Genomic DNA, 25395 nt, shown 5'->3' on the forward strand with positions numbered 1-25395 from the left:
GACCTTACCCCCTCTGGCCATGCCAAGTGATGTGAGTGATGGAACGGTATCCGTTATCATCGGCCACCAACATGGCAGGAGCATCCGACTCGTGCATAAATTCAAGAACCCCTTCATCCTGCAGCCGATGCAATGTGAAGGAAGTGACAGAGGAAAGCCGCTTGTCGAGAAGAACGCCAACTTCGTAATCGCGCTCCAGTCGTTTGCGGAAGCTCCCCCCTTCAAATACCGGACTCAGTTCCGCCAAACGATTCATAAATTCTTGGATCGGCAACGTGTTCTGTTCCTGAAAAATGCGTGGCAAACAATACTCGATGTGCCGTGTCGGGTCTGGCATCAAGCGGGCCGTTCTGTTTAATTCAAAACCATACGTCCATGCCAATCCGCAGTAACAAATCCAGTCTTCAAATTGCCCGTAACGAGCATTGTTCGTGAGTAAAAGACGATCGTTTTTTAACTGCTTCAGCAACTCCGCCTCGCATTCATCCCAATTGCTAGGCGCATCGAGGACATCCTTCGTCAAATACCAGGCAAACAGCATGGCAATATCGTGATTTTTGTCGTTTTCGTTTGAGAAAATCAAGTCGGTCAACGCCAATGGAAACAGCTGGTCTCCCGTTTGGGGATTGCGCAGGTCTACTTCCAAAGTTGGCGACAAGACCATATCATCCCCCTCGGTTTGGGCAACACCAAGCGTTTCCAATTCATTTAGGACATGCTTCACCATTTCCGCCGGTTCTTCTTCCTCTTCCGTCCGCACCTTTTCCTTGGGTGAATAAGCGGCCAGAGACTTTGGGGACAGCAACTGCTCCATGACAGAACGAGGGAGCCGCTGCCCCGGCGTATGCAGCAAAAGTCGATACGCCGCGGTGATTCGGCTTGGACTCGCGTAGATTTGGGTAAGTAAGCTCATAGACGAACCTCCGTTAGAAAAGCTTCCAATTCATAGGATCTCAGCATCGTGATATCGCGATATGTGCGGTTCGGATGCTGCGGATCAGGCAAATGTTTAGGCAGCAGGAACACGCAAATGCTGCATTGCAGGTCACCTTGAAGAGCAAATTGTATTTGCGGATGAAACGCTTGCGGATCGGACGGATGAACCAATACTGTAGGAACTTCTGGCCAATCGCTGCGTCGCGGCGTCCGCGACAGTTCAGACGAAAAGACCGGTTTCTTGCTCGCAAATGTCTGGCTGCTCAATTCCGTTACAAAGTCAGCGTCGCCAACAAAATGACGAATCCCCTGGTCGGCAAACCAACGCATTAGTTTCCAAAAATTCCGGTGCTCCCGATCATAAAAGATGACCAGTCTGCCGTTCTCCCCAACCAAGTTGGTCATCAAATAGGAGTCTTGTGTTTGCTCCGGTGTATCCCACCGGACCAGTTGCGAACTCGGCGCAAGGCCTGAAACCTCCGCTCCCGTTTTTCGACAATGGGCGCAACCGCCGCAAACAGGCGTCACCCGAACCCCCCGATCAGAGATGGTATACAGGTCCTGCAAGGAAGCGGACACACAGCGCCTGTCGCGCAAAACTTCAAGCATGAGATGATAATTGCGCTTGTCCGAACGAATACTCTCCTCACGGTACTTCCCTACATGCGCTTCCCAATACCGTGCGATGCGATGATCTGCATCGAGGATTCGGATCAGACTGCTGTTTTTACGCGGCGTTGCCTCCCAGTCAAACTCGATCAATCTTGCGCGAGCCATTAAGGTCAGGGTTCGAACATTCCAAGCCTGGTTGCGCATGTTGTTCATGTCGAGATCCTTCCCTTTGTTGCCGGGGTTAACATCGGTGGAAACATGGTAGGTGCGGGGCGCTCCGGGAATTTCCTGTTTGCTGCGAAACATCTGCGTCCACCGTTCCAATCCGCGCTTGACACCGATCAACTTCTTGGAATTCATTCTCTTGGCTATCTGCAGATCTTGTGAAGTGTAGAGCATCAGGGATAAGGAGGCCCTGCCGTCCCGTCCCCCCCGCCCGACTTCCTGGTAGAAACGATCAAGGCTTTCCGGGACACAAGCATGGACTACTGCCCGAATATCTGTTTTATCGACACCAAGCCCAAATGCGGATGTGGCAACGATAACATCGAGTTCATCCTCTCGCCATTGCTCAAGAAGGTGCTCCCGCTGCTCAGATTTGGTGTTTCCGGTGAAGGAGGACAAGCGGGAGTAACCCATTTCCCGCAACGTTCTTGCCCAGTATTCCGCGTCCTCTACTTTCGTTGTATATAGAATCAAGGGTCTCGGCAAATGATTGATCGCCTCAATCAGCCGCTCCTGCTTGATCACATCGTCTGCACAACAGCTGTTCCAAAAGGAAGGCTCCGACCGAAGTCGCACCGATGCCAGTTGATGCAGCGGTTCAGGCGAAGCGAAAAGCGTTTCTAACGTGTACAGACAGGACTCCGTAACGGTTGCGGACAATAGCACGGTCGTGATCGCAGGGCATACCCGCATCAGACCGCGCCGCCACCCGGCCAGTTCTTGGAAAGAGGAGCGGAATTCATCTCCCCAAGCATCCACGATGTGCGCCTCGTCGATCACAATACGCTTAATCGATCCAGACTCCGCCGCCTGATGAAGACTCGATTGAAGAGAATTGAGCAAACTTTCAGGTGATGTAAACAGAATCCGCTGTGTGCCCAATTCAATCCGCTCACGAATCGCCCGGTTGACGGCCTCACGCCCGCTTCCTTGAAAATAAGCGGCTGGGTGACCGATAAACTCTTCAATCCGACTCCCTTGATCAATCGTCAATGCGACCGTCGGAACCACAACGACGGTCAACTCTTCCGATTCCTGATCGAGCAGTGCGGGCATGTGCGCCAACAGGCTTTTTCCCTCACTCGTTGGCAGGTTTACCAGTAGCGAACTCCCGGGAGGCATCGTCAATACGGAGCGCATGGCATCCCTTTGGGCTGTTGAACGGTACCTATGAAGATTCATCCTCCGGAGAAACGGATCTCCTCCTACACTTTGCTCTTTTCGCTTGCTTGTCGTTTGAAACAAAGGTGTATCCGGCGGGTTAAGCTGAGACCCCCGGAGCCAGTCCGGCCGCCAAGGATTCGCTTTTATTACATAACCGTCTTCAAGTTCATTGACGAGTTCCATCCCCGCTGCTTTCCATTGTTCCAAATTCGGCCATCCGAGCTGTTTCGGCACTTTCAGCATTTGGGGATGCCCTTGTTTCTCCGATTCAAAGCGCAAAGCAGACCTGACCAGGGCGGTCAGATCAAGCGGAGCAGGGCGACGATGACTTTTCCTAGCCAGAATCAATCGTCTCAAAAATAGCGATTCCACGGCACGATGATCCAATACGGATACCGATTGACTCCAAACCGCGTTTTGAAGCACGTGCAACTCATCCACGAGCGGTCACCCGATCCTTTTTCAATATTCGGCCTGACAAGACAAAGAATCCGACAGAATCCAACCGGAATCGAGGGTTGAGTATCCCTCGAATCAAAGTTTCCTGAATCTCCTGTTCCTGTTCTAAATCCGGCAGGTCCCCGTACGAAATGTCCGGGTTGAGTTCCATGACTCTGGAACGTGCAGCCAAGTTTCTTCTGAACATTTCCAAATCAGCAGTCGCCCGCCGGGCCGTCTCTTGGCAAAAACTCTGCATGGTATCGCTCATTCTCAAATGCCGTTCCGCCTGGTCGCGCGTGTGATAGCAGGTTGCCGGCCAATATTCGCTCGAAATAATTTGTTCGACAACCTCAAGCCGATCTTTGATGATGTTTGTGTCTTTCCCGCCGTATTCCCGCTCTTGGAAAGGCTTTTGCAGGTGCTCTAAGAGTTGCGGATCCTCAACAGGTCTCCCGTCCAGATCTAAGAAGATTTTCTCTAAACGCGGCGGGAAAAAGCGATCCATTTTTCTTTGCAAAGCTTTGGAGCTGTAAGGGATCGCACGCTTCTGATACACGTGCTCCGCTTCTGCAATCTCGCCTTCCACCAGAAATTCAAAACAGAAACCAGCCCATTCACTGCCTTCACGCGTATCCCAGCCCGGTACCTGCCGCCAGATCGCAAATGCCCGTCCACGGTCATCCCAGTCCAAATAGGCGGCAAGCTGCTCCAAAAAAGGATGTCCAATGCGCAAGAGCGAACCGCTTCCGCTCGCGGCCAGTTTGCGCCGAAATGTCATCGTCTCACTTGATGTGAGATGCAGTGGTGACAAATATCTGGCCGGAACTAATGTCTTATTGCGTTTGGCCTGATAGCGGAACATATCCCCTTTGGCACCTTGTGAAATTCGGGAAAAATCCAGTGTATCTACCACCCAAGAGTTAATCCCGTCTTCGATTGTTTCTTCGGTCGCCTCGTGTTCGAAAAGGGACTTGAAGAAATCGGATGCTTGTTGTTCGCGCGCGTCAATTCCATCCAACGCATACTGCTCCGATAATTTCAGCTGTTCCTCTACGATCTCGCCCGCCAACGTATCGAGCACGCGATGGAGCCCTGCTACTCCGGACAGATAGGCGGCTTTGTGCAACGCCGGCAGCTTTTCATCCACAAAAAACTGCAAAGAGGCAACAGATGTTTGGAAGATCTTGAGCCCTTTTTGAAGAACCTCATACCATCCGTAGGAAAACGAGTGAGCGTGATCCGGTCCAACAAATACATAAGACCGGAACGGCTTCGTCCTTCCGATGCGGTCCAAACGCCCGATTCGCTGCTCGAGCCGGTTCGGGGAGAACGGGACATCAAAGTGAATCAAAACGTCTGCAAATTGCAAATTGCGCCCTGCTTCAATCGAACGGTCGCATACCATGATGAGGCATTCCGCATCTTCCTGAAAAGCTGCGATGTTTTTCTCCAGCAAGTCACGTGACACCCCCCCGTGACAGCCTGTGACCGCGTGTGCCCCCATCAGCTTTTGCAGGTATTCCAGGATCTCGCGGCATACGCTGGGAAACTGTGAGAAAATCACAATTTTCTTGCCCTCTTTAGATGTGGGCGTCTGTTTGAGCAATTGATTCAAGCGAAATAGCAAAACTTCCAACCGCTCATCTTCGGACGGCTGATCCAGCGCATCGATCATGTTTTTGAGGAGCAATTCTTCTTCGGGGAAGGAGGGGGCGCTGACCAAAGCTTCACCCCCCGCAGTTCCGAGGTCTGTTTGCAGTTGGGCAGACGCTTTGCCCGTCAATCGGGCTTGCAGCACCTCTTTTAACAATCGCCAGCTGCTGCCATATGTCTCAACCATCGCCAAATAGACTTGCATCAGATCGGTGGTCTTTACGTCCGGGTCCTCCCAATTGTGCCGCTCGCTCGCCCAAGCAGATTCTCTCCAGTCCTCAAGCAGGTCGGCGACATTTTCGATCCGGACATCCATATCAAACTCTATATCTGTTTTCGAATTCGCTCTGCCGTAAGGAAACAGATCGTCGAGAACTTCTCTTCGATTTCGCAATAAGCGCCGATGCAGGCGATACGTGTTCGAGAGATGCACTCTGATCTGTTGAATCAATTCTCGAATTCGATCCGTATCTGTTGGTTCCTCCAATAAACAGCTTTCCAATTTATCCGCCAGTTCTTTTAAGATGGAATCTTCGGGAAACATTGCCTGCAATCTGGGCAATGCACGCTGAAGGACAACCGGCGGCTTGTCTTCCCGGAAGGACAGCAGGAATCGCCCTACTTCTTGCCGCTTCTCCAAACGCAATTTAAACGAATCCATGTCGTTCAAACTGTATGTCTCCGGATCGAGTAGGTGCAGCATCGCCAAAAACTCTTTCTCATTGTTGAGTACCGGTGTGGCAGACAAGAGCAGCAGCCCTGCCGTAGCCTGTGAGATTTCACGAAGCGTTTCAAACTCGGAACGCTCTTGTTCAACGTTTGAGTTTAACTTGGCAGCCAGCAGATGCGCCTCATCCACCATTACCATGCCAAAAGAAGGGGGCGAGTTCTCAAACGCCAGATGGAGCCGTTCCTGTTCGACCCAAGCCACCCGATCCTCGTAATCAGCGAAACCGAATTTGGTATCCATCTCATGCTGCCATTGGTCCAACAGAAAGCCTGGCACAACCAGTAGGACTTTATCGTGCTGAGTGTCCAGTAGATATTGGCGCAAAATTATGCCCGCTTCTATCGTCTTCCCGAGCCCAACTTCATCGGCCAGCAAATATCTTTGAATCGGGTCTTCCAAGACGCGTCGAACCACTTCTACCTGGTGGGGAAGCAGTTCGATGTTGGAAGATACTAAACCTGTCATCCCGCGTGCGGCTGCACGCTGATCCAACAGCGTGTTATAGAATCTGGAGCGATGTATATGGAAAAAGGCAGTCTCCTGCCCTTTTTCTACCAATACCTCTGTCGGGTCTTCAAGAGGGGCGTAACAACGGACATGCAAATGGCGCTCCGCTACATAACACGAGTTTTTGTCCGGAAAATCAACCTCGTACTCTCCGTCGACATACCCTTTGACACGCCCAGTCACCCAGCGATTCTCGCCCTCAAGAAAGATATAACATTTGGTTTGCATTTCGATATACGTTCTCGAAATATCGGAACCAAACACGACCTGCTGTTCCTGCTGTGCGATGGAATGAAAAAATTCTACAATGACTTCATGATGATCCAAGACACGCACGATCTTGCCGATGCCAAGTTGAGAATGCTTAACTTTGACAAAGGAACCTACACGTACACCATTCCCCATTGCATGTTCACCCTCATTTCCCGGTATCAATCGCGACATTCATGCAATACATTATACTACAAAACAACTTGATTTCGTTGATATAGTAGGTATGTTAAATAGGTGAAAATTATTAGTTTTAGAGAAAGAATCCTACCTCAAGAGAAGGATTCTCCCAATTTCATTCAGTTCGGATTGTTCAACTTGTTGTTGTCCATTCAAAGCGGATGGACAACTCATCCGCCTGCAGTTCTGCCTGCACATTCCCAGCATTTTGTTCATCAAGCTTTTCACAATCGACAAACCAAGGCCTGCCCACGCCCGGAGCGCGTGCTGTCACTTTTGTAAAAGCGGTCAATCAGCAATTGAAGATCTCGTTCCTCCAACTGTGTCACCATGTTTCGAACAGTCAATTGCACGGAGACAGACCCATACTTTGCCTTTGTAATGATGCAGCGCGTTCATCACAAGATTTTCGATGACCCGTTTCACCGCCGTCGATCGGCGAGGATGACCAATTCCTGGTCGGACAGTGCCAAGACTGATTCACGTCACTGTTGGCGGAATTGGTCATAGGGGCTCATCAGCACTTCAATCGTCGGATGATTCAGCTTGACCCGTTCCACTTTGAGAGGAAAGTCGGGCGCTTCGATCCTCGATAGATCAGAGAAATCTTCGAGTAAGACCTTGAGTCGGGAGGCGCTGCTTCGAACGGACGAAGGATACTGACTGCGCTGTTCGGGAGACGTGTCTTCGGAGTCTAGTAGTTGAAGATACCCGAGAATCGAAGTAATCGGATGCGCAGATCGTGGGATATGTACGCAATCGCCGCCTTCAGTTCATCCTCGATGCGCCGCTGCTCCGCACGGGCAATGTTTGGTGTGATCGATCCCTTGATTAATCTCTTTCGCCAACTGCTCAAGCTCGCGATTCATCAGTTGCAGATCGATCCTCTTCTCCGTCTTCTTTTGGTTATAAGCGGCAAGACGCTGGTGATCCGCCTTATCTCCCGCTTGAACGCCAAGAAGCGGGCGAATCTTTGGAATAGGTTCTTCGAATTTTTCCCATAGAAAAAGACCCCCTTCAAATAGTAGGGGGCTTGCTTCCTACTGTCTACTTAAAGGGGATCATATCAACGTATGGAGATCTTTCTCTTAGACAGCTACTGCGTGACTCAATTATTGAGTAACGCCCGGGTTGCCTTCGTACTTGGACGCAATCTTGGTCATCAGCTTGCCGATGTCCGAGTCGTTCAGCGGACGGCCGTCGCGCTGCAGTTTCTCGCCGATGCGCTGGAGCTCATCGTGGATGTAGCGCAGCACTTCGTATTTGTTGGTGCCTTGCTTCAGGTTGATCGAGTTGGTCTTCAACTGGTCAACGAACGGCACTTCGTTGCTGGCGTTTGCTTCTGCGCCTTGCAGCGGCATGGATTTGTCGTACACTGCGACGATCCCTGCGTTATTGACGATGAAGTAGATCGAGAAGTACGCGTTGTTCATCGAAGTCTGGCCGAATGCGAACGTTGCCGAGATGCAGCGCTCCATCGATTTGATATCGTAATTGACTTGTACCGGAGTTTCCATGCGGCGTTGTCCCCTTTATGAAGAAGTTAGCAAGACGAATTTGGACCTGCTGTATTCTTAATGATGAAATCATCTTCGACGATATCATCATAGTCGATTTGAATGCCTTCGATCAGCGCGACAGCAAACGGGTCCATCACAAACGTGATGCCTTCTGCCTCCACCGATTTGTCATAGTCTTTTGACTCATCCAGAGCCAAGCGAAAGCGCATGCCGCCTCAACCAGGCGATACACTGACGCGAATGACAGTGCCCTGCGGTTCTTGCTCCAGGATCTCTTGAATCTTCTCTTTGGCGATCTGTGTTACAGAGATCATGATGCTCACCCCTCTCTCTTATCCTTACAGTGTTCCCTTGCCCTGCGAAAAATTCAGTTCGGCAAAAAACCACACCTTTTTCGCAGCAGCCCCCCCGACGATGTATGTATCGAGCGTATTCAGAAGTTCAACCGTTTCCGGGTCTTTCAATAGTTTCGCTTCCACGTCCCGATACTCCTCTATCGAAGGCGCCAAAAAAGTCTCCACGACGAGATTTTTTTGGTCGACGCTCTCACAGACACTATAGTTCATCAGCCCCGCTTGCGTGCGTTTGTCGCGCAGCCGGGGTATCAGTTCCCGATAGGCTTCCTGCTTTCCTTCTTCAAGCTTGTATTCAAAAAAACCGCGCACTTCCATTCTCTCCACCCCTGTTTTACAAAGGATTAAGACGCCGTTCAAAAAAGCTCCGGCAAGACCTTGTATGATAAAGATACTACCACCAAACAGGAGGAGTGTCAGCCATGGAAGCCGGAACCCTGATCGTCGACCGCACGCGCGTGCCTTATGTAGTAGGTTGTGTCTTGCCAAGTGATGTCATTCGTCAGCAGATCGTGAAGTCGCAATTGCACGTGCACAGCCAAAACGGATCGTTGGAGCTGAACGTTCAATTTGATCCCGACGGGCAGCAGCACCGCCTGCATGTCCAGCTCGACGCGGTCAGCCACCGCGACTTCCTGCAGGATCTCGCCGATGCCTCTGCCCTGTACCTTCTCATCGGCTCCGACCACCCTAACTTGCGCACGATCTGCAACCGGATCAATCAAGGAGGGGTGGCGGTGGAGATTAATGAGTTGCTACGTAACCAAGTACTTGCATGAGTTACTGGTAGGGTATCTATTTGCAAATGTACAACGTTTATATATTTATGCATAGCGAGAAAACTGCGAGGTCCTAAAGAAGTCTGTCTTTTGGGTCAAACTTTATCGTCAGAATCAGTTTCTCATGTATGCTCGGAAACTTCTCCGATATTTGTTGAATTGCATCCCTTATGTGATGTACTCCTACATCTACTTGACCCTTTAGAATGAGCTTTGTAAGTGTATCTTTGATGGCCTCTTTTAGATCTCTATCCGTCCTGAGATAAGCGTAAAGCACCTCCTCATCAAGATTGTTCCCCTCCACACACCACTGCCGGTCTCTTATCAAATACTTAACAATCTCATTTCTTACATTGCGATTTTCCTTTGCTTGCACCCATTGCAAATACAAGTTCTGAAAATCCACAACACTATGTCCCACCAAGCATGCGAGATCTTTTGTCCTTACATAATTACCTTCAAGAGACTTAATAAGACACTCACGAAACGCACATAACGTTAGAGTTTGTGAAAGATTGAACAGTAGATCCGAGTCTTTCTGAAAGAGCGCAGCGACCAAATCTGGTGTCATCCTCAACAAAATCTTATTGAGGAGCTGAAGCTCTTGTTGCTTTCGACCCCATCCCCCTTGTACAAGCTGTACATCTTCTAAATACAAGGGATCACGAATTTCCGGTATTTTCAGCGCCATCTCCACCCCGCATTGGGACAAGAACTCCAGAGTCTGCTCTCTTACCTCTCGCCAGAGACTGAACTCAGTTCGCACCATTTCCTGCAGCGAAACAATTTCTTGATACTCCGGCATAGTCTTGATAAATCTCAGCCAATCGTCCAACTCACACACTTGACCGGCTAAGGACAAAGTTAAGCGATCAGACGACTCCCGAAATTGAATGATGCTCTCGATTTTATCTTTCCGATCCGCATTGATCATTCCCAGTAATGGGAGCATCTCTTTCACTTCATGCAGCTTTTCATCTACTAACGGCAATAGTTGTCGCTGGTACTCTCGGACGCTTTTTTGCAAAGCATTGAAAAAAACTTGAAACGGCTCATCCCCCACACTATATTTTTCAAAAACACCTTCCTGCAACTTGAATTGTTCCCATTCCTCCAGATCAAGATTTCCGCCTACCCGACCTAACCAGTCGGCATCGATCATGTTTTCACGCAACGCAAACCAGTCATGGAACATCGACTCAGCAATCTCTTGGACTTTGACAGTAAATGGTGATCGAACATTCGCAGCCCATGCCTCATTCGACACCATCCCCCACTGAGATACCCACTCTAGAAACCGATAGACAAACTGAGGCAGCGACATGCCTAGCGCTTGTTCCATTTCCTTCGTCCAGTTTCGTTGGAAGAGTTCACCTTGATAAATCCATTCGGCCGTACTAAGCTCATCCGAGAGTTCTGCAAACGAATCTTTGCGATCTTGGAGCTTCAACTGTTGGAACCCGGCAATCCCAAAAACAGATGTAGTTCTGGGTACAATGATCTCCTGAGACTTCTTTTGTCCGGGAGCAAATGCAATAGGGTAACGAAGACGTTTTTCAATCGCAGTACGTTGGATAACAGAGGTAGTTCGCGACGTAAACGGTCTGGATACAAATGTGGCTTTGACCGTATCTTGCACCAGTGAAGCGATCCCTGCACGGACAGGTTCCAGCAGTTCAAGATTAACCTTTTCCCCTTCAATCCAATCGCGTAAATACGTCATAATGTCGGTTTGCTCGCGCGTCTCTTCCTGCTTTACTGACCTTAGCGGAGAAGATTGCATTTTGATATTTTGAATGGGAATCGTTACCTCCTCCTTATTGCTTCCGAATCTCTCCACAAGAGCCCTGGGCAGTACAACTTGTGATGATTCGAAATCCGCGAACCACTCTGCGAGCAGCTTAAGAACTTGGTCTGGATGATCCGCATATTTTTCCCGTTGGACATACGCATTGACTTTCGTCATTCCCTTGCGATTGCCTTGCTGAAAGAAGCGCAGCATCTCTTTTGTGTGCAGGATCATGTAGCGCAATTTTCCTTTACCCTGCGGAATACCGTCATACAACCGGTTCAGAAACGGTTCGTTGAATGGCAATAAGGGCAGGCTACCTGCCGGATCAAGCAGGAAACGAGAACACTCTTTCGCCATTTTGCATGACGTTGAGCAAACATACCCTTGTGAGCGTTTCAGTTCTACCAAGTACCGCTCCATATAAGAAACCACATTCTCTTTCCCGAGCGTGTAAAAAACACTCCCTGCTTCGTCTGAGAGCCAGAGTTTTTTCACTCTGTCATCAATCGTGTCTAAATTCATAATTCGAGTTGTGAGCGCTGCCCCTTTCGCACTGTCCTGCAGCGCTCCCGGCGTCAGACCGACAACAACGTCCCAGTGCCCTTCTTCTAACGTGATCAGGTGATCTAACAGTTCCGATGCATACAAGTTAATCGACTGAACAAGATCATCGATAAGCAATAACGGCCGTATTTTCTTCTCAGCCAGAAGAGAAGACAGTTGTTTCATCAAGGACAAGATATCTTTTCCATGGAAAAGAAAGTGGTCTAGTTTTTGAACAAGTGACCGTCTAAACAATTCGTACTCAACTTCTATGTTCAACGTAGTCCCGTTCACTGCATCTTGAAATTGTTCCTCGCTCAACACTTCTAATGGACTCGTTACATCCCCCTTCCGTACTTGTTGTGCAAAGTCCATGATATTTTGCTCGATAATCGGACGCATCAAGAGAGATATCGGCACGATCTGTTCATCCGTTTCAAAAAACTCAGCCAACGTTGACCAGACGATCTGATTGACGATGGTGATCGGTTTTTTCAGCAAGACATTCCATCGTTCTTCATCTATTTCAATCTCCAAGCCCAGTCCTAATGTTTGAAAACACTTGTTGATCAAAACCTGGGGATTTAGTTCCGTTCGTGAGATCCGGATAACCGGGCGGTCGATCTTCTGAAACTCCCACTGGTCTTTTAGCCAACAAAGCAATTCCGACTTCCCTGCTCCTGTAGAACCAAACACGATATAAACGCGATTTCCTAGCTCAGTGACTTGCACTAACTCATCGAACAACTCCTTCTCTGTTACTTCCTGAATCAATTGGTGTTGATAATACCGATGCATGATTTGCGGATAGTGCGTACTCCGAAAATACTCAGGAGAGAAATTGTATCTTTCATCCGCAGTTCCGACCAGCAGTTTCATTGCGTCCTTCGTTATACACGGTATCATCGACTAGCCCTCCCCAACTTCAATCCAGTTCCATTGATGCTGCGGTCCATATGAACTGTACGGCAAGTCCTGCTTTCGCGTAAGTCTGATCACACCTTGCTTGTCCAAGAAGGACAATCCATAAATCACGCCGCGGAAAACGTCACCATTGTGGACACAAGGCAATACAGGATGGATCTGCTCTTGGCAATACTGGTGCAGCGGACCCGACCATTCTCCACTCCGTTCAATAAACCGCTCCATGAGGCGCAGTTGCGGCAATGCATAGAATCCGGAATAGACGCGGTGGCCTACACCGAAAAACTCCATCATTCGCTTCCATGCATTGACCTTTTCCTTCCCGACCAAAGTATCTGGAAATCGTTGATTGGTTTGATGATGGAGATTTTTTATAAACATCGTGTTAGACTTGACAAACAATTCATAGTACATATGACTGAAAACATGATCAAAAGTAGCCTCCTCCGACTCATTCCCTACTCGCCGCAACCGCAACAAGACATCGATCACGTCCCAAGCATCTCCTTGGGAACAAAACTTGCCCTCCCGGTCATAAACCAGACCCAAATCGGTCAAGACCGTAACCGCCCCTTCTATCAGAGACCGAATGTCCCCCTCTTCTGCGTATTGAAATTTCATTTGCAAATCATCAAGAGTACAATCTGGAGATCTCCTGACCACTTCATAGATCGATTCCAACTCAGGACCGTAACACATTTGGAACAGCATTTGTGACCCTCTCCTTCTCATGTTGGAATTGTTGGATTGTTTTTTTCAAGTGATAGTAGTTATGGATCGACCTTAATTTCATATAGTCACGCGGAGTTGGTATCAAGAGGTCGTCGGGTCGTTCCAGGCATATCGGGCAATCGCAAGGCAATGTGTAATCGATGCGCGTAATCTTCTTATTCACATTCGATTGGTCGATGAGATAAGTTCGAAACGGATTGCTGTAAAAGATCTGAAAGAATGCAGCAGCCATCGTCGGACGGGTGGAGTCGAAGGACTGGATGCCTAACTCAACCATCTTCTGAATTTGTTTCAACCCGGTCACACCGAATACATGAAGCTTGTCCGCACCAACAAGCTCTGCAGCGTAGGTGATAAATGCGATCTGTTCTTGTGGACGGCGAGCAAGTAATGATCCGATCCCAAAGTTTATATAACCGATCTTTTTTAGTTCCAATACTGAATAGCGAATGCTCGCCAGATCAAACCCTTGAATTACACCAACAGGGGTAATCTGTTGGGGAAGTTGAGCTGAAGAGAACAAGTTCATATACTCGTAGGCATTAAAAATGGTCTTCTCCATAGCTTTGTACCGATCACGGAGTTGTTTCATATTCAACATTGGTTCATCCACATGTACCAGCCGTACCTCAGTGTCGGCTGCTCCGTCCTGCAGGATCTCAAGTTGTCGGCTAAAAATGTCCTTTACTCGCGCACGCTCAGGGTGAGACGCATAGAAAACAGCCCCGGAATCGAGGATTAACTTCTTTGGTTTGATTTTGAATCTCCGCAACGGTCTTATGTTGTCAGGAACTGCGCTGATTAACATCGGGCACCCCGGAAAATAATCGCTATACATGGCATCACTATGTGACCAGCCAACATAGAAGTCCAAAGCCTTCACCCCCTACACAACATATCAAATCGTTTACATATTAAACAACCATAAAAACAATACAGAAAAAATGCACCATCGAACTAACATCTGCCAATTATTCATGCGGATAGAAAGCACCGACCGTCTATGTTATTCTTGATAAAGTGATTTGCTGATTCGTAGTTTGAAAGTAGGGATAGACTTGGCGAAACGAGTTTTAGTGGTAACGTCCTGCACGGGCGAAAAGAAATACAAACCTCACAACCAGTTACTGTTCGATGATCTTCAAAACCCTAATATCAAAGATCAAAAAGAACAAGCACTTGCCGGATATAAAACGGAAGCGGTTGAGCTATACACTGGAGGACAACATGTCGATTTGATGAAGGGGGTAAGCGCCTATCGCGCAGCCGGCCTGGATGTTGATATTGCGATCCTCTCTGCCGGTTACGGTGTCCTGCACGAGAAACAAAGCATCTACCCGTATGAAGTCACGTTTAACGACATGACCGGCAACACAATACAATCTTGGTCGAAACAACTCGCCATCACGGAAACAATGCAAGAACGGATCGAGAACTACGACTTGATCTTTTTCTTGCTGGGCGACAAGTACTTACAATCCATCGAATGGCCTTTGAAGATTCGGGACAATCAAAAACTGATCTTCTTCGCAGGTGAATCCAGCAAGAAGCGCATCCAGTTTCAAAAAGGGCACCACATGATGGCGATCGGCACCAAAGAAGCAAAGGAATTTGGCTCTGGTCTGATTCGCATCAAAGGACATCTGTTCTCCCAGTTGCTCACTTTTCTAATGGAACACCCGGACGTGAGTTGGGATCATATTTATGATCAGCCAGAACTGGCTCGGACAGCAATCTTGGAACTGAATGCCTTTAATAATCAATTGGCGATTTTTGAAAGCCCGACTGTTGATAATTTATTGCCTTTCAGTACTTATTGCCCTCCCTTCGATGTCGAAGAGGACTTAATCGCCAGAAACTATCAAACAGAATTCAAATTCTTTATCCCCGAGAATGATGATCGTGTCGATCCGAACTATGTATTCGAAAATGATTACTCCGATTCGAGACGTGATCGACTGCTCGGTGATCGTTACGCTCATGAACTTTACAACAATAATCCTAACTATGACGGTGTCCTGATCTCAAAAACAAACATCGATAAAGCCACTCAACGCAAACGTCAATTGATCAGTGAAATGGGCATACGCAATTTCCTGCGACTGCCTGAAAACACACCGATCATGGGAGACTGCGGTGCCTTCAGTTACATCGAACAGGACGCGCCTCCGTATACGACTCAACAAGTACTCGACTACTATCATGAGTTAGGCTACGATTACGGCGTTTCTGTTGACCATCTGATCGTCGGCCCTTGGGAACGGGATGAACAAGCGCGTCAACACCGCTATCGACTGACATTGGACAACGCTCGTGAATTTATTCAAATGCATGCTGCTGGGAATTACAACTTCACACCTGTAGGCATCGCACAAGGATGGGATCCAGATTCCTTTGCGAATGCTGTCGCTGAGTTGAAAGTCATGGGTTATCAGCATTTTGCAATCGGTGGACTGGCAAGGGAGAAGTCTGAGAAAATCTTTGAGATTCTTAAGAAGATAGCTCCGCTGATGGATAATCCGAACTTCCGCATGCATCTGTTCGGTGTAGCGCGTGACGAGGAGATTATGAAAAGCTTCCACAAACTCGGTGTGACTTCGTTTGACTCCGCTTCGCCACTGCGCCGTGCATGGCTGGGCACAGGTCATAACTTCCACGCTCTCGACGGCACGCACTACACCGCCATTCGCATTCCTGAAGCCAAAGAAACGGCTGGCCGCGTAAAGAAACAAATTGCAGAGCACGGCGGGGTATTTGAAGAATTCAAGCAGTTGGAAACCGTCGCCTTGAAATACCTTCGAGAATATGATGCCGGACAGCGAGACCTCGACTCCACCTTGGAGGCGATTCTTGCCTACGACACCCTACTCGGAGAAAACCGTGACGTGCATCGTGAACTGTACCGAAAAGTCCTCGAGGAACGCCCATGGGAAGCCTGTGGATGCCAGATCTGCCAAACAGTCGGGATCGATGTAATCATCTTCCGCGGCAACAACCGAAACCGCCGCCGTGGATTCCACAACACGTACGTGTACTACGAACGCTTAAAACGTGTCAAAGCAGAACTCTTTGGCAATTAGCTGCTAGAAGGGAGAATCTTGGATTCTCCCTCTTTTTTATGTCCTATTCCCAAACTTTACATACATCTGTATACTAAAAATTGTACGATTGAATTTAAAGGGAGTGTTGAATGATGAGAATTGATCCTAATGAAACACTCGGTGAAAGAATTAGACGCCTCCGTCTCGAGAAAGGCATGTCGCAAAATGACTTAGCTGACGGATTTGTCACCATCTCCATGATCAGTCAGATTGAGAATGAAAGACGGATCCCTTCTGTCGAGTTGGCTCAACATATTGCAAGAAAACTTCAAGTTCCTCTCTCAGACCTGATGAGGCATGAAGTAGATCAAATGGAGACGGCTTGGAAACATCAAGTTTCCAAAGTGTACATTCTGACCAAGCAACCAGCAGAGGCTGAGCAACTTTTGAAAGATTTGCTGGGGTTAAAAGACTTATCACATGCTCAACAAATTGAGATGACCGTGGATTTAGCTGAGAGTCTGTATTTGCAGAACAGGTATTCGGAAATCTTGGAACTCCTCATTCCACTGGCTGAGGAGTTAGAATCATCAACGTTTGATGATGTGCGAACTCTGGCACGAATTCACTATACGATAGGGAATGCTTACTACCAGAAACAAAATCTTACGGATGCGAATTTCCATTATCGCAGAGCAGATAGTTTATCCCTTCGTTTCCCGCTCTTTGATGAGTTGGCTGCGCGAATTTCTTATAATACCGGGATTACATTACAGCTTCAGGGCCATCATCAAAGTTCCGCATACTACTTGGAACGAGCCTATGATTTTTTTAGCAAAACAGAGAATATGTACGAAACGGCTGCGGTAATTTTTGCTCAGGGGATTACCTACAAAAATCTGCGGGAGTATGAACTTGCCCACGATACTATGTCACGTGCCTTAACGATGTTTGAGATGCTGAACCTGACGCATAATTCTTATATTGTGAAACGCACCATGGCTTCGACGCTAACTGTCCAGGAAAACCCCAAGCTCGCTATCGAGCAACTGCAAGATTGCATCAAGCCCTTTGAAGAGCAAAAGAATTACAACTTCTTGGTGATCGTGTTATCTGAAATCGCTGCTATTGAAATTAGTCTGGGAAACTTGCAGTCTGCCTCTAAGTACTTGGTCGATGCTGACATCACGATTCAAAGACAAGGCCTCCAAAGCAACAGAGAAGCAGGCGAATATTTCAAAACTGTTGCCCTTTACTACTTAGAGTCCGAACTCTTCTCCGATGCTGTCGAAAATGCATTAATATCAGCAGAAATTTTTGATAAAATTGGCTCAGTGGCCGATCATGTAGATGCTTTGCAAATTGCTTGTGACGCTTATCATGAATCTGGTCAAGATTCACAAGCCTATTCCATTCAACGGCGATGTATAGAACTCTTAAAACAACTTACCGGAAGGAGCGAAAGAATCTTATGAAGAAATGGCTGTCTCTCTCTTTATGCCTCGCTGCCTTAATTGCTCTAACAGCAACTTTCGATGCGCAAGAGAATGCACTTGATACCCCAATTGGTCCGTTGAGCCCTGTTGAAACTAAGTAACTTCATTACCAACATGAATGACCCCGGCACATATGTGCCGGGGTCATTCATGTTATACTAATCCACCAAGTTCCTTCACTACTTTCCCATGCGCCACCGGGAACGTATAAGTCTCCAACTCCCCCACCGGCACCCATCTTACATCATCACTCTCGCGCACCAGCCCTTCGGTGATCGCGCATTCAAAAACGCGCATGTCCCATTGCAAGTGGCTAAACGTATGTTGGACTTGAACAAACAGCCGCCCTGGCTCCACCGTCACGCCAAACGCCTCTCTGAGGTGCAGAGCGAGGCTGTCCTCTAGCGACAGACCTTCGACCCGCTCTCCGCCGGGGAACTCCCACATGCCTGCGAGGAGCCCTTTGTCGGGGCGTCTGCGGATCAGCACGCGGTCGCCGTCGCGCAGGAGGGCCGCCGTCATGTCGACCGGTCTGGGCGGCTTCTTCTTCTCTTTCACCGGCAGTTCTTCCTGCACGCCTTCCTCCAGCGCCCGGCAGTGCTCCTTCACCGGGCAGGAGTGGCAGCGCGGGTTCTTCGGAATGCAGACGGTCGCCCCGAGCTCCATCAAGCCTTGGTTGAACGACGCCGCCCGCCCCGGCGGGATCAGGAACTCGGCGAGCCCTTCGAACGTCCGCCGCGTCTTCGGCTTCATGATGTCCTCTTCGATCAGAAAGATCCGCGACAACACCCGAAACACATTGCCGTCTACCGCCGGCACGTCCACATCGTAGGCGATCGACAAAATCGCGCCTGCCGTGTACGGTCCGACGCCGGGCAGCGTCGAGATCTCATCGGGCGTGTCCGGCACGCGCCCGCCGAACTTGTCGCGCACCACCTTGGCGCCTTTTTGCAAGTTCCGCACGCGGGAGTAGTAGCCCAACCCCTCCCACGCCTTCAGCACATTCGGCTCCGGCGCATCGGCCAACGCTTCAATCGTCGGGAACAGTTCGACAAAGCGGTTCCAATACGGAATCACCGTCTCGACCCTTGTTTGCTGCAGCATCACTTCCGACACCCAGATTTTATACGGATCGCGCGTCCGCCGCCACGGCAAGTCGCGCTTGACCTGCTCATACCAGTCCAGCAGTTGGCCGCCGACGGCACGGGCGGTTTTTACATCAACATCAACCTTGCTCATCTCCCTGCCTCCTTACACTTCCCCTATTATACAAAAAAGCACAGCCATAAAGGGCTGTGCTTTTCATGCTGCACCCCTGGGAACTATTTCAAGTTCTCCGGGTTCAAACCTTGCAGCTCCGGGATCACGAACAGGCCGTCTTTGCGGATCAGCACGTCGTCAAACCAGATCTCGCCGCCGCCGTACTCCGGACGCTGGATGCAGACCAGATCCCAGTGGATGTTGGAACGGTTGCCATTGTACGCATCGTCGTAGCAGTTGCCCGGCGTGAAGTGGAAGGAGCCGGCGATCTTCTCGTCGAACAGGATGTCTTTCATCGGGCTCACGATGTACGGGTTGAAGCCGATCGAGAACTCACCGATGTAGCGCGCGCCTTCATCCGTGTCAAAGATGCGGTTGATCGCTTCTGTGTCATTGGCGGTCGCTTCGACGATCTTGCCGTCCTTAAAGGTCAGGCGGATGTTGTCAAATGTCTGGCCGTTGTACAAGGTCGGCGCGTTGAACTGCACCGTGCCGTTGACCGAATCGCGCACCGGCGCCGTGTACACTTCGCCATCCGGGATGTTCAGCTTGCCGTCGCATTTCACAGCGCCGATTGCTTTGATCGAGAAGGACAGATCGGTGCCCGGCCCTTTGATGTGCACGCGGTCGGTGCGCTCCATCAGTTCTTTCAGCGGGTTCATCGCTTCCGACATCTTCGCATAGTCGAGCGTGCAGACGTCAAAATAGAAGTCCTCAAAGTCTTCCGTCGCCATGTTCGCCGACTGGGCCATCGACTCGTTCGGGTAGCGCAGGATGCACCACTTGGTCTTCGGCACGCGAGTTTCGAAGTGCACCGGCTTGCTGTAGTTCGCTGCAAACTGCTGCATCTGTTCGGACGGCAGACCTGCCAATTCGTTCACGTTGCGGGAAGCGCGCAAGGAGATGTACGCATCCATCTGCTCCATGAACTTGCGGTCATGGTCGCCCCAGAACTTGATCTGCTCGGCGCTGGCTCCGCGGATCAGCTCGCGTTGAATCTGCGATTCTTTGTTCCACACAAACGGCATGCCGCCGACCGCGTACGCAGCTTTCACCATCTCTTTGGCGAGCGGAATCTCGCCGTCTGTGATCTCGATCAGCACTTTTTCGCCCGGCTGCAGGGATACAGAATATTCCATCAGGTTCTTCGCAAGCAATTCGTAACGAGCGTCTTTCATTTGTTCAACCCCCTCAGTATGTAAATGCTGGTCCACTCCCCCGCGTTTCTCGCCTTGACTCGTCCGCAGCGGATTGAGACAATGGAAAAAGAAATGAGCGGCAAGGAGGAACTGTGATGCTAGAGATTGGCGCGACCGCTCCGGACTTTCAGGCAGAAAGTACGGAAGGCCCCATCCACCTGTATGATGATTACAAAGGCAAGAAGAACGTCATCTTGATCTTCTACCCGATCAACAACACGCCCGGCTGCCGCAAACAGCTTTGCGAGGCGCGCGATGCAGCACCCGATTATGAGAAGCTTGACACCGTTGTGCTCGGCATCAATCCCGGCAAGTTCGAAGGCCACATGAAATTCACCGCCAAGCACAACTTCGGCTTCCCGCTGGTCTTTGACGACCGCTGGAAGATCATCGCCGAATACGGCGTTCCAACGTTTTCCGGAATGATGGTCAGCCGCTGTGTGCTGATCCTCGACAAAGACATGAATCTGCGCTACTTCAACAAAGGCATGCCGAGCACCGCCGAGCTGACCGCCGAGCTCGAGAAGATCAATCAGGCGTAACTTCTTCATTGTAGCATGAATGCAACGCGAAAGCGGTGTCCCTTTGGGCACCGCTTTTTTATCTCAGGTGTCAGCTGTCCAGTTTTTTGAAGAAACGTTCCAGGTAGTTGTAAAACTGCTGGCTCTCCTCCGAGGTAAAGTCGGCAAACATCTCCGAGGTGAACAGGTCGCGGGGTCCTTCGATTTCGCGCATGAACAGCGCGCCTTTCTCCGTCAGCATCACTTTGGTGACACGGCGGTCGAACTGATCCGGATGGCGGCTGACAAATCCGTCCCGTTCCAGTCGGTCGATCATGCCGGTCATGTTCGCTTTGGTGACCAACAGATTTTTCCCCAACTCTGTCATGGTCATCCCTTGCCCGTTGCGATCCAATACGCCAAGCAGGGTCCATTGCTGCTGAGACAGTCCGTACGCTCCCGCCAGCTTGTCGCTGTTGCCGTGCTTGATCAACAAGTTGTTGATCCGGATCACGGCGTGGACGATCGCAGCGCGCAACTCCGTGTCATTATTCAGATTATTCATATCCCCTCAACCCTTTTATCATCAGATTTTAATATATGAGTTTATAATACTACGCCTGCCCAATTATTCCTTCGTATGAGATCGAAAAAAACGCAAAAAATACGAGTACGGGAGGTGGTATGAACATGTGGGATATGATCACAGACATGATGCCGGGCCGCAAACGCGGCATGAACACCGTCACAGCTATGGTGCTGGGTGCCGGGATCGGGATCGCTGCTTGGGAAATGATGCGCCGCAACAACGTTGCCGGCAACAGCACAGATGAGATGGCGCAGATTGCAGATTCCATGATGGACGCTATCACGGAGTAGTCCGCCTCTCAGCCGCAACAAAAAGGGTCCCTGCAGCTGCTGCGGGGACCCTTTTAATACAGATCTACAAAAATGCTGCCATGATACGACCGCACCGTGACCGGCCATTCGCCGTCGCCAAGCTGGTCGGTCAGCAAAGTTCCTTGCTTGGTGCCGGCGTTTTTGCTCGATTTGGTCGGGCCTTTGATCACGCCTTTGTTCGTTTCACCTAAGAATTTGACCGAAGCTGTCTTCGGCATCTCAAGCGTCGTCTTGCCGTTGTTGGCGCCGATCGTCCACGGCGCGAGCACCTCGCCGTGCACCGTCACGTCACCCAGCCCCGTGATCGTCGCTTCCAGCGGCCCCAGCGGGTCCTGAATGTTGAACACCGCCGATTCGCCAACCGCCAAGATCTGATCCCCGATCGTGTTGATGTTGATCTTGCCGAGTTTGACATACAGATCGAGCTTGCCGGCAACTTGTCCGATCTCCGCGTTGCCCGCATCTGAGCGCAGGCGCAAGTCACCGCCGATCTTGTTTACCGTCATGTTGCCCTGTCCGGACTGCAGATCGGCTTTCCCATAAACTTCACGCACGTCCAGCGCGCCGTTGTGCACATTGACCAGCAGGTCGCCGTTGAGCGTATTGACCTTCACCGCACCCGTCTTGCTGATCAGGTCGGCGTTGCCCCGGTAGTTGCTGACCAGCACGTCGCCCGACTCGGTGCGCACGCGCAGCACCATGCCTTCCGGGACTTGGAGTTTCAAGTCGATCGTGCCGCTCTCGTCGTCGCCCGGCGGTTTGACTTCGACCATCGTCACTTCCTCGACCGTCGTGTACGGCATCAGCCCGACCGCTGAGACGACCGGTGCGCTGTCGTCGATGATCGAGACGTGTGCGACGGCGTCGATCTCCAACCGGCGCTCCGTCGTCCCGGTCACTTCGACCGCACCGAGCGGATTGTGTATCACGACCTCCCGCACCTGCTTCGGCAAGGTCACCACTTGTGTCGGCAACGCGATGTCTTTGCTGGTCACCGTGAGCAAGGGCTTTTGCGGCGGCAGTTCCTCCCCTTCCGCCGTGCGGGTCGTGGAGAGGTAGAAGTTGATCGAGAAGACGCCGACGAGGAACAACAGCGCCAGCGACCGCCCGTCAAGACGGATGCGCTCCTGCATCTGCTTGCGGCGGCTCGACAGCCAATTCCAGAGCAGCTCCAGGCCGAGACCGATGATGATCAGCGGCCAAAAATTCAGCCCGGATACGAAATAACTCCTCTGCCAAAGGATATCGGATAAAAGAAGAAGACCCAGTGCGAGCATCGTGCACGCACTGGTCAAAGTTCCAACTCTACGCATGTTCACCGCTATTGTCACTCTCTTCTACGCGGGTTTGCGACGGGAACGGAAGCGGCTTGCCTTTGACAATCCAGAAGCCGGCCCCGAGGAACAGGGCGGCCGAGACCAGTTGCTTCAGCGCTTCCCGCAGCTCCCAGTTGCCCACGCCGGCGAGATCGATCACGCCGTACGCCAGGGCGATGACGCCAAAGATCGCAAAGAGCCAGCCGAGCATCGCGATGTTGAGCAGCTCTTTCCAGCGCGGGTAGATCGGACGGTCTTCCACCGTTTCGCCGCGATTGATCGCATCGCGGTATTTATGTGCGTCCATCTGGACGTAAAACCACATGATCGGCAGGGAAATGCCGGTGATGAATTGCAGCGAATTGCTCGGCATGATCGTGTTCAGAACGATCAGCCCGAAGAACAGAATCATCAGCTGCACCCCGCGCACCTGCAGGCCGAGGTAATAATGGCCGAGGCCAGGCAGGCAGGAAAACAGCGTGGTGAGCCAAAAGCTCTTATGGCCGGTATGCAGCGCTTCCTGTTTGCGTTGCACCGTGCGGATGGCGCGCTGCTTTTTCTTGTCTGCTTTGGTCAGCGGCTTGCTGCCATCTGACAGCAGACCGGCATCCTCAAGCGTCACCGTTTGCGAGATGCATGACTTGCAGACCGCATGGTCACCCACAGGGACCACGCATTCGGAGCAGACCAGTTCGTGGCAGATGCGGCATTCGCGCTCCACGTCCCGGTCGGAGTGGTAATAGCAGTTCATGTGATGGGTCCCTCCCTATTTCCATAGATCAAAGCTTGCCACGCTCAGCAGGTAATGGAGTTCAGAATAGACGCGGGTCGTGCCGTCCGCGAACCAGCTTCCGGAGTTGGAAACGGCCGCGATCGTCTTGCCGACCACCGGGACTTGCTCTGCATAGGACTGACCGGCCGTGCCGAGCACCATAAAACCGGTGACGACCGCCGCCGTGGCGAGGCGGGTAAACAGTTCGAGTCGCTTGGCCCAGGCTTTCCGAATCATCGGTACCATAGCGCCGGGACCGGCAGTAGCAGCCTTCTCCCGCTCCACCTGCTCAACTTCCAGCATAATCCGGTCGACCAGGCTTGCGCTTGGCGATTCCACGTGCAGGATCTCCGGCATATACTCGCCGAGTTCCGCCATGTTGGCAAGGCGTTCCGCACACAGATCGCATTCGGCCGTATGCCAAGCGACGAGGTCGATCTGCTCATCGGGCAGCTCCTCACCGTTTAGAAACTTCCAAATCAAGTCTCCTGATACGTGCTCCATCTGACCCGCCTCCTTTCAGCCGTTCGCGCAGCATGTTTTTCGCCCGGTACAGCCTGGTTTCGACTGTGCGCGGCGAGATCTCCTGCGCCTCGGCGATGTCCTTGTAGCTCATCCCTTGAAAATGGTACATCAGCAAGATCGAGCGGTATTTTTCCGGCATCTCCTCCAGCATCCCGTGCACTTCCTCCTGCTGCTCCCGTCGCAGCAGCACGTGCTCGGGCGATGCATCGAGGTCATCGGGAATCCGCTCGGCCTCTTCCACCTGCGCGGTCTGCTCCTGCCGCGGCACATGTTTGCGCCGCCAGTCGATACAGCGGTTGGTGGCAATCTTGCAAATCCACGTCTTAAAACTCGCCTCTTCACGGAAGCTGTCTAACATGCGGTACGCCTTCAGGAAGATCTCCTGGGTGAGGTCTTCAGCCTCTGTCCGGTCGCGTACCATGCGGTGGGCAATCGTGTAGACAAGAGTCTGGTACCGCTCCACGAGCAGTCGGTAACTATTGCTGTCACCCGCTGTGACGCGCTGTATCAATTCTTGATCGCTTCCCCCCTGCATCGCGTTCCGGTCCCTCCTCTCCCTCGTAGCACCACCGTAGAATTCGTTCAGTCACACCTATTGACGAACCCCTGTGGGAGAAACCCTTCACGATTTGGCAAAAAAGTTTAGATCCTTAGATCATCATCAGCACGAGTCCGAACATCGCTGCGACGAGCAGCACGGAGATCAGGTTCAGCAAAATCCCGGTCAGCGCCTGCCAGCCGCCTTTCAACGTCTCCGGATTGCGTTTAATCTGGCGGATCGCCACAAACCCGAGCACCATCCCGAGCGGCCCCATCAGCAATATGAAAAAGTTCAAAAACGGAATGATCACCGTCACCAGCGAGCAGGCGCCCAGCACCAGCGAGGCGACCGACAACCGGTTGGTCTGGAGAAAAGGCCTCGGTTCACTCATCTATCAAACACTCCCTACTTACAGTCATCAAACGAATCGAATCTATTATACCTTAGAAACGAAAAAAACGCCCCCGGTGGAGGCGTTTTCCAG

General features: G+C 50.8%; 25 protein-coding genes. 7 read left to right on the top strand and 18 right to left on the bottom strand.

The window, feature by feature from the left end; genetic code table 11:
- Nucleotides 1-4: 4 nt before the first annotated feature.
- The 4 genes from dpdG to EV586_RS21870 all read right to left on the bottom strand — a co-directional run bounded on the left by dpdG (nt 5) and on the right by EV586_RS21870 (nt 7467).
- Nucleotides 5-913 carry a protein DpdG gene (dpdG, locus tag EV586_RS14725; protein WP_132945876.1) on the bottom strand — a complete coding sequence of 303 codons (909 nt, stop codon included), beginning with the start codon at nt 911-913 and terminating at the stop codon, nt 5-7.
- Nucleotides 910-3378: a protein DpdF gene (gene dpdF / locus EV586_RS14730; RefSeq protein ID WP_132945877.1), complete on the bottom strand. Its 2469-nt coding sequence runs from the start codon at nt 3376-3378 to the stop codon at nt 910-912. The genes dpdG and dpdF overlap by 4 nt, the downstream gene beginning before the upstream one ends.
- Nucleotides 3371-6673 (bottom strand): protein DpdE, encoded by a 3303-nt coding sequence (dpdE, locus tag EV586_RS14735; protein ID WP_165898620.1) that lies wholly within the window; start codon nt 6671-6673, stop codon nt 3371-3373. The genes dpdF and dpdE overlap by 8 nt, the downstream gene beginning before the upstream one ends.
- Before the next feature lie 530 nt (nt 6674-7203).
- Nucleotides 7204-7467, bottom strand: coding sequence for a histidine kinase dimerization/phospho-acceptor domain-containing protein (locus EV586_RS21870; protein WP_132945957.1), 264 nt, complete (start codon nt 7465-7467; stop codon nt 7204-7206).
- On the opposite strand from EV586_RS21870, the gene EV586_RS14745 reads away from it, so the two are divergent.
- The gene (locus EV586_RS14745; RefSeq protein ID WP_132945879.1) at nt 7420-7722 is read left to right on the top strand and encodes a hypothetical protein; all 303 of its coding nucleotides are present in this window, start codon (nt 7420-7422) and stop codon (nt 7720-7722) included. The genes EV586_RS21870 and EV586_RS14745 overlap by 48 nt on opposite strands.
- Nucleotides 7723-7830: 108 nt before the next feature.
- Here EV586_RS14745 and EV586_RS14750 read toward each other — a convergent pair whose 3' ends face one another.
- From EV586_RS14750 to EV586_RS14760, 3 genes are all read right to left on the bottom strand, one after another.
- On the bottom strand, nt 7831-8235 hold the full coding sequence (locus EV586_RS14750) for a hypothetical protein (RefSeq protein ID WP_132945880.1): 405 nt from the start codon (nt 8233-8235) through the stop codon (nt 7831-7833).
- A gap of 26 nt (nt 8236-8261) precedes the next feature.
- A complete protein-coding gene (locus EV586_RS14755; RefSeq protein ID WP_132945881.1) occupies nt 8262-8447 on the bottom strand; it encodes a hypothetical protein in 186 nt (61 codons plus the stop codon).
- Nucleotides 8448-8576: 129 nt separating this feature from the next.
- Entirely contained in the window at nt 8577-8909 is a 333-nt protein-coding gene (locus EV586_RS14760) for a hypothetical protein (protein WP_132945882.1), read from the bottom strand.
- A 104-nt stretch (nt 8910-9013) separates the two neighbouring features.
- Here EV586_RS14760 and EV586_RS14765 point away from each other — a divergent pair, with 104 nt between their 5' ends.
- A complete protein-coding gene (locus tag EV586_RS14765; RefSeq protein WP_132945883.1) occupies nt 9014-9370 on the top strand; it encodes a hypothetical protein in 357 nt (118 codons plus the stop codon).
- 73 nt (nt 9371-9443) lie between these two features.
- Here the strand turns inward: EV586_RS14765 and EV586_RS14770 are convergent, their stop codons facing one another.
- From EV586_RS14770 to EV586_RS14780, 3 genes are read right to left on the bottom strand one after another with little or no spacing between them, the layout of a single operon-like run.
- Nucleotides 9444-12584, bottom strand: a complete 3141-nt coding sequence (locus EV586_RS14770; RefSeq protein WP_132945884.1) for a hypothetical protein — start codon at nt 12582-12584, stop codon at nt 9444-9446.
- Between the two features lie 30 nt (nt 12585-12614).
- Complete coding sequence (locus tag EV586_RS14775; RefSeq protein WP_132945885.1) at nt 12615-13340, bottom strand: hypothetical protein; 726 nt, start codon at nt 13338-13340, stop codon at nt 12615-12617.
- Nucleotides 13312-14244, bottom strand: a complete 933-nt coding sequence (locus tag EV586_RS14780) for a tRNA guanosine transglycosylase family protein (RefSeq protein WP_243653048.1) — start codon at nt 14242-14244, stop codon at nt 13312-13314. The genes EV586_RS14775 and EV586_RS14780 overlap by 29 nt, the downstream gene beginning before the upstream one ends.
- Before the next feature lie 175 nt (nt 14245-14419).
- On the opposite strand from EV586_RS14780, the gene dpdA reads away from it, so the two are divergent.
- The 3 genes from dpdA (at nt 14420) to EV586_RS21640 (ending at nt 17999) form a co-directional block, all read left to right on the top strand.
- Entirely contained in the window at nt 14420-16441 is a 2022-nt protein-coding gene (gene dpdA / locus EV586_RS14785) for a tRNA-guanine transglycosylase DpdA (RefSeq protein WP_132945887.1), read from the top strand.
- Nucleotides 16442-16554: 113 nt separating this feature from the next.
- Nucleotides 16555-17877 carry a helix-turn-helix domain-containing protein gene (locus EV586_RS14790; RefSeq protein WP_165898621.1) on the top strand — a complete coding sequence of 441 codons (1323 nt, stop codon included), beginning with the start codon at nt 16555-16557 and terminating at the stop codon, nt 17875-17877.
- Nucleotides 17874-17999: a hypothetical protein gene (locus tag EV586_RS21640; RefSeq protein ID WP_279388301.1), complete on the top strand. Its 126-nt coding sequence runs from the start codon at nt 17874-17876 to the stop codon at nt 17997-17999. Before EV586_RS14790 ends, EV586_RS21640 begins: the two co-directional genes overlap by 4 nt.
- Nucleotides 18000-18051: 52 nt before the next feature.
- Here the strand turns inward: EV586_RS21640 and mutY are convergent, their stop codons facing one another.
- Both mutY and EV586_RS14800 read right to left on the bottom strand, forming a co-directional pair.
- On the bottom strand, nt 18052-19137 hold the full coding sequence (gene mutY, locus EV586_RS14795; RefSeq protein ID WP_132945889.1) for an A/G-specific adenine glycosylase: 1086 nt from the start codon (nt 19135-19137) through the stop codon (nt 18052-18054).
- A gap of 83 nt (nt 19138-19220) precedes the next feature.
- Nucleotides 19221-20336 carry an aminopeptidase gene (locus EV586_RS14800; protein ID WP_132945890.1) on the bottom strand — a complete coding sequence of 372 codons (1116 nt, stop codon included), beginning with the start codon at nt 20334-20336 and terminating at the stop codon, nt 19221-19223.
- Between the two features lie 116 nt (nt 20337-20452).
- Here EV586_RS14800 and EV586_RS14805 point away from each other — a divergent pair, with 116 nt between their 5' ends.
- The gene (locus EV586_RS14805) at nt 20453-20899 is read left to right on the top strand and encodes a peroxiredoxin (RefSeq protein WP_132945891.1); all 447 of its coding nucleotides are present in this window, start codon (nt 20453-20455) and stop codon (nt 20897-20899) included.
- Between the two features lie 70 nt (nt 20900-20969).
- Here the strand turns inward: EV586_RS14805 and EV586_RS14810 are convergent, their stop codons facing one another.
- The gene (locus EV586_RS14810; RefSeq protein WP_132945892.1) at nt 20970-21422 is read right to left on the bottom strand and encodes a MarR family winged helix-turn-helix transcriptional regulator; all 453 of its coding nucleotides are present in this window, start codon (nt 21420-21422) and stop codon (nt 20970-20972) included.
- Nucleotides 21423-21547: 125 nt separating this feature from the next.
- Here EV586_RS14810 and EV586_RS14815 point away from each other — a divergent pair, with 125 nt between their 5' ends.
- Complete coding sequence (locus tag EV586_RS14815) at nt 21548-21736, top strand: hypothetical protein (RefSeq protein WP_132945893.1); 189 nt, start codon at nt 21548-21550, stop codon at nt 21734-21736.
- Between the two features lie 53 nt (nt 21737-21789).
- Here the strand turns inward: EV586_RS14815 and EV586_RS14820 are convergent, their stop codons facing one another.
- The 5 genes from EV586_RS14820 to EV586_RS14840 all read right to left on the bottom strand — a co-directional run bounded on the left by EV586_RS14820 (nt 21790) and on the right by EV586_RS14840 (nt 25302).
- The gene (locus tag EV586_RS14820; RefSeq protein WP_132945894.1) at nt 21790-23052 is read right to left on the bottom strand and encodes a DUF4097 family beta strand repeat-containing protein; all 1263 of its coding nucleotides are present in this window, start codon (nt 23050-23052) and stop codon (nt 21790-21792) included.
- Between the two features lie 10 nt (nt 23053-23062).
- Entirely contained in the window at nt 23063-23824 is a 762-nt protein-coding gene (locus tag EV586_RS14825) for an RING finger protein (protein WP_132945895.1), read from the bottom strand.
- A 15-nt stretch (nt 23825-23839) separates the two neighbouring features.
- Nucleotides 23840-24349 carry an anti-sigma factor gene (locus EV586_RS14830; protein ID WP_132945896.1) on the bottom strand — a complete coding sequence of 170 codons (510 nt, stop codon included), beginning with the start codon at nt 24347-24349 and terminating at the stop codon, nt 23840-23842.
- Complete coding sequence (locus tag EV586_RS14835) at nt 24303-24905, bottom strand: RNA polymerase sigma factor (RefSeq protein WP_132945897.1); 603 nt, start codon at nt 24903-24905, stop codon at nt 24303-24305. Before EV586_RS14835 ends, EV586_RS14830 begins: the two co-directional genes overlap by 47 nt.
- A gap of 115 nt (nt 24906-25020) precedes the next feature.
- Complete coding sequence (locus EV586_RS14840) at nt 25021-25302, bottom strand: DUF4190 domain-containing protein (RefSeq protein WP_132945898.1); 282 nt, start codon at nt 25300-25302, stop codon at nt 25021-25023.
- Nucleotides 25303-25395: the final 93 nt, after the last annotated feature.

It is taken from the genome of Tumebacillus sp. BK434 (assembly GCF_004340785.1).
Classification (GTDB): Bacteria; Bacillota; Bacilli; order Tumebacillales; family Tumebacillaceae; genus Tumebacillus_A.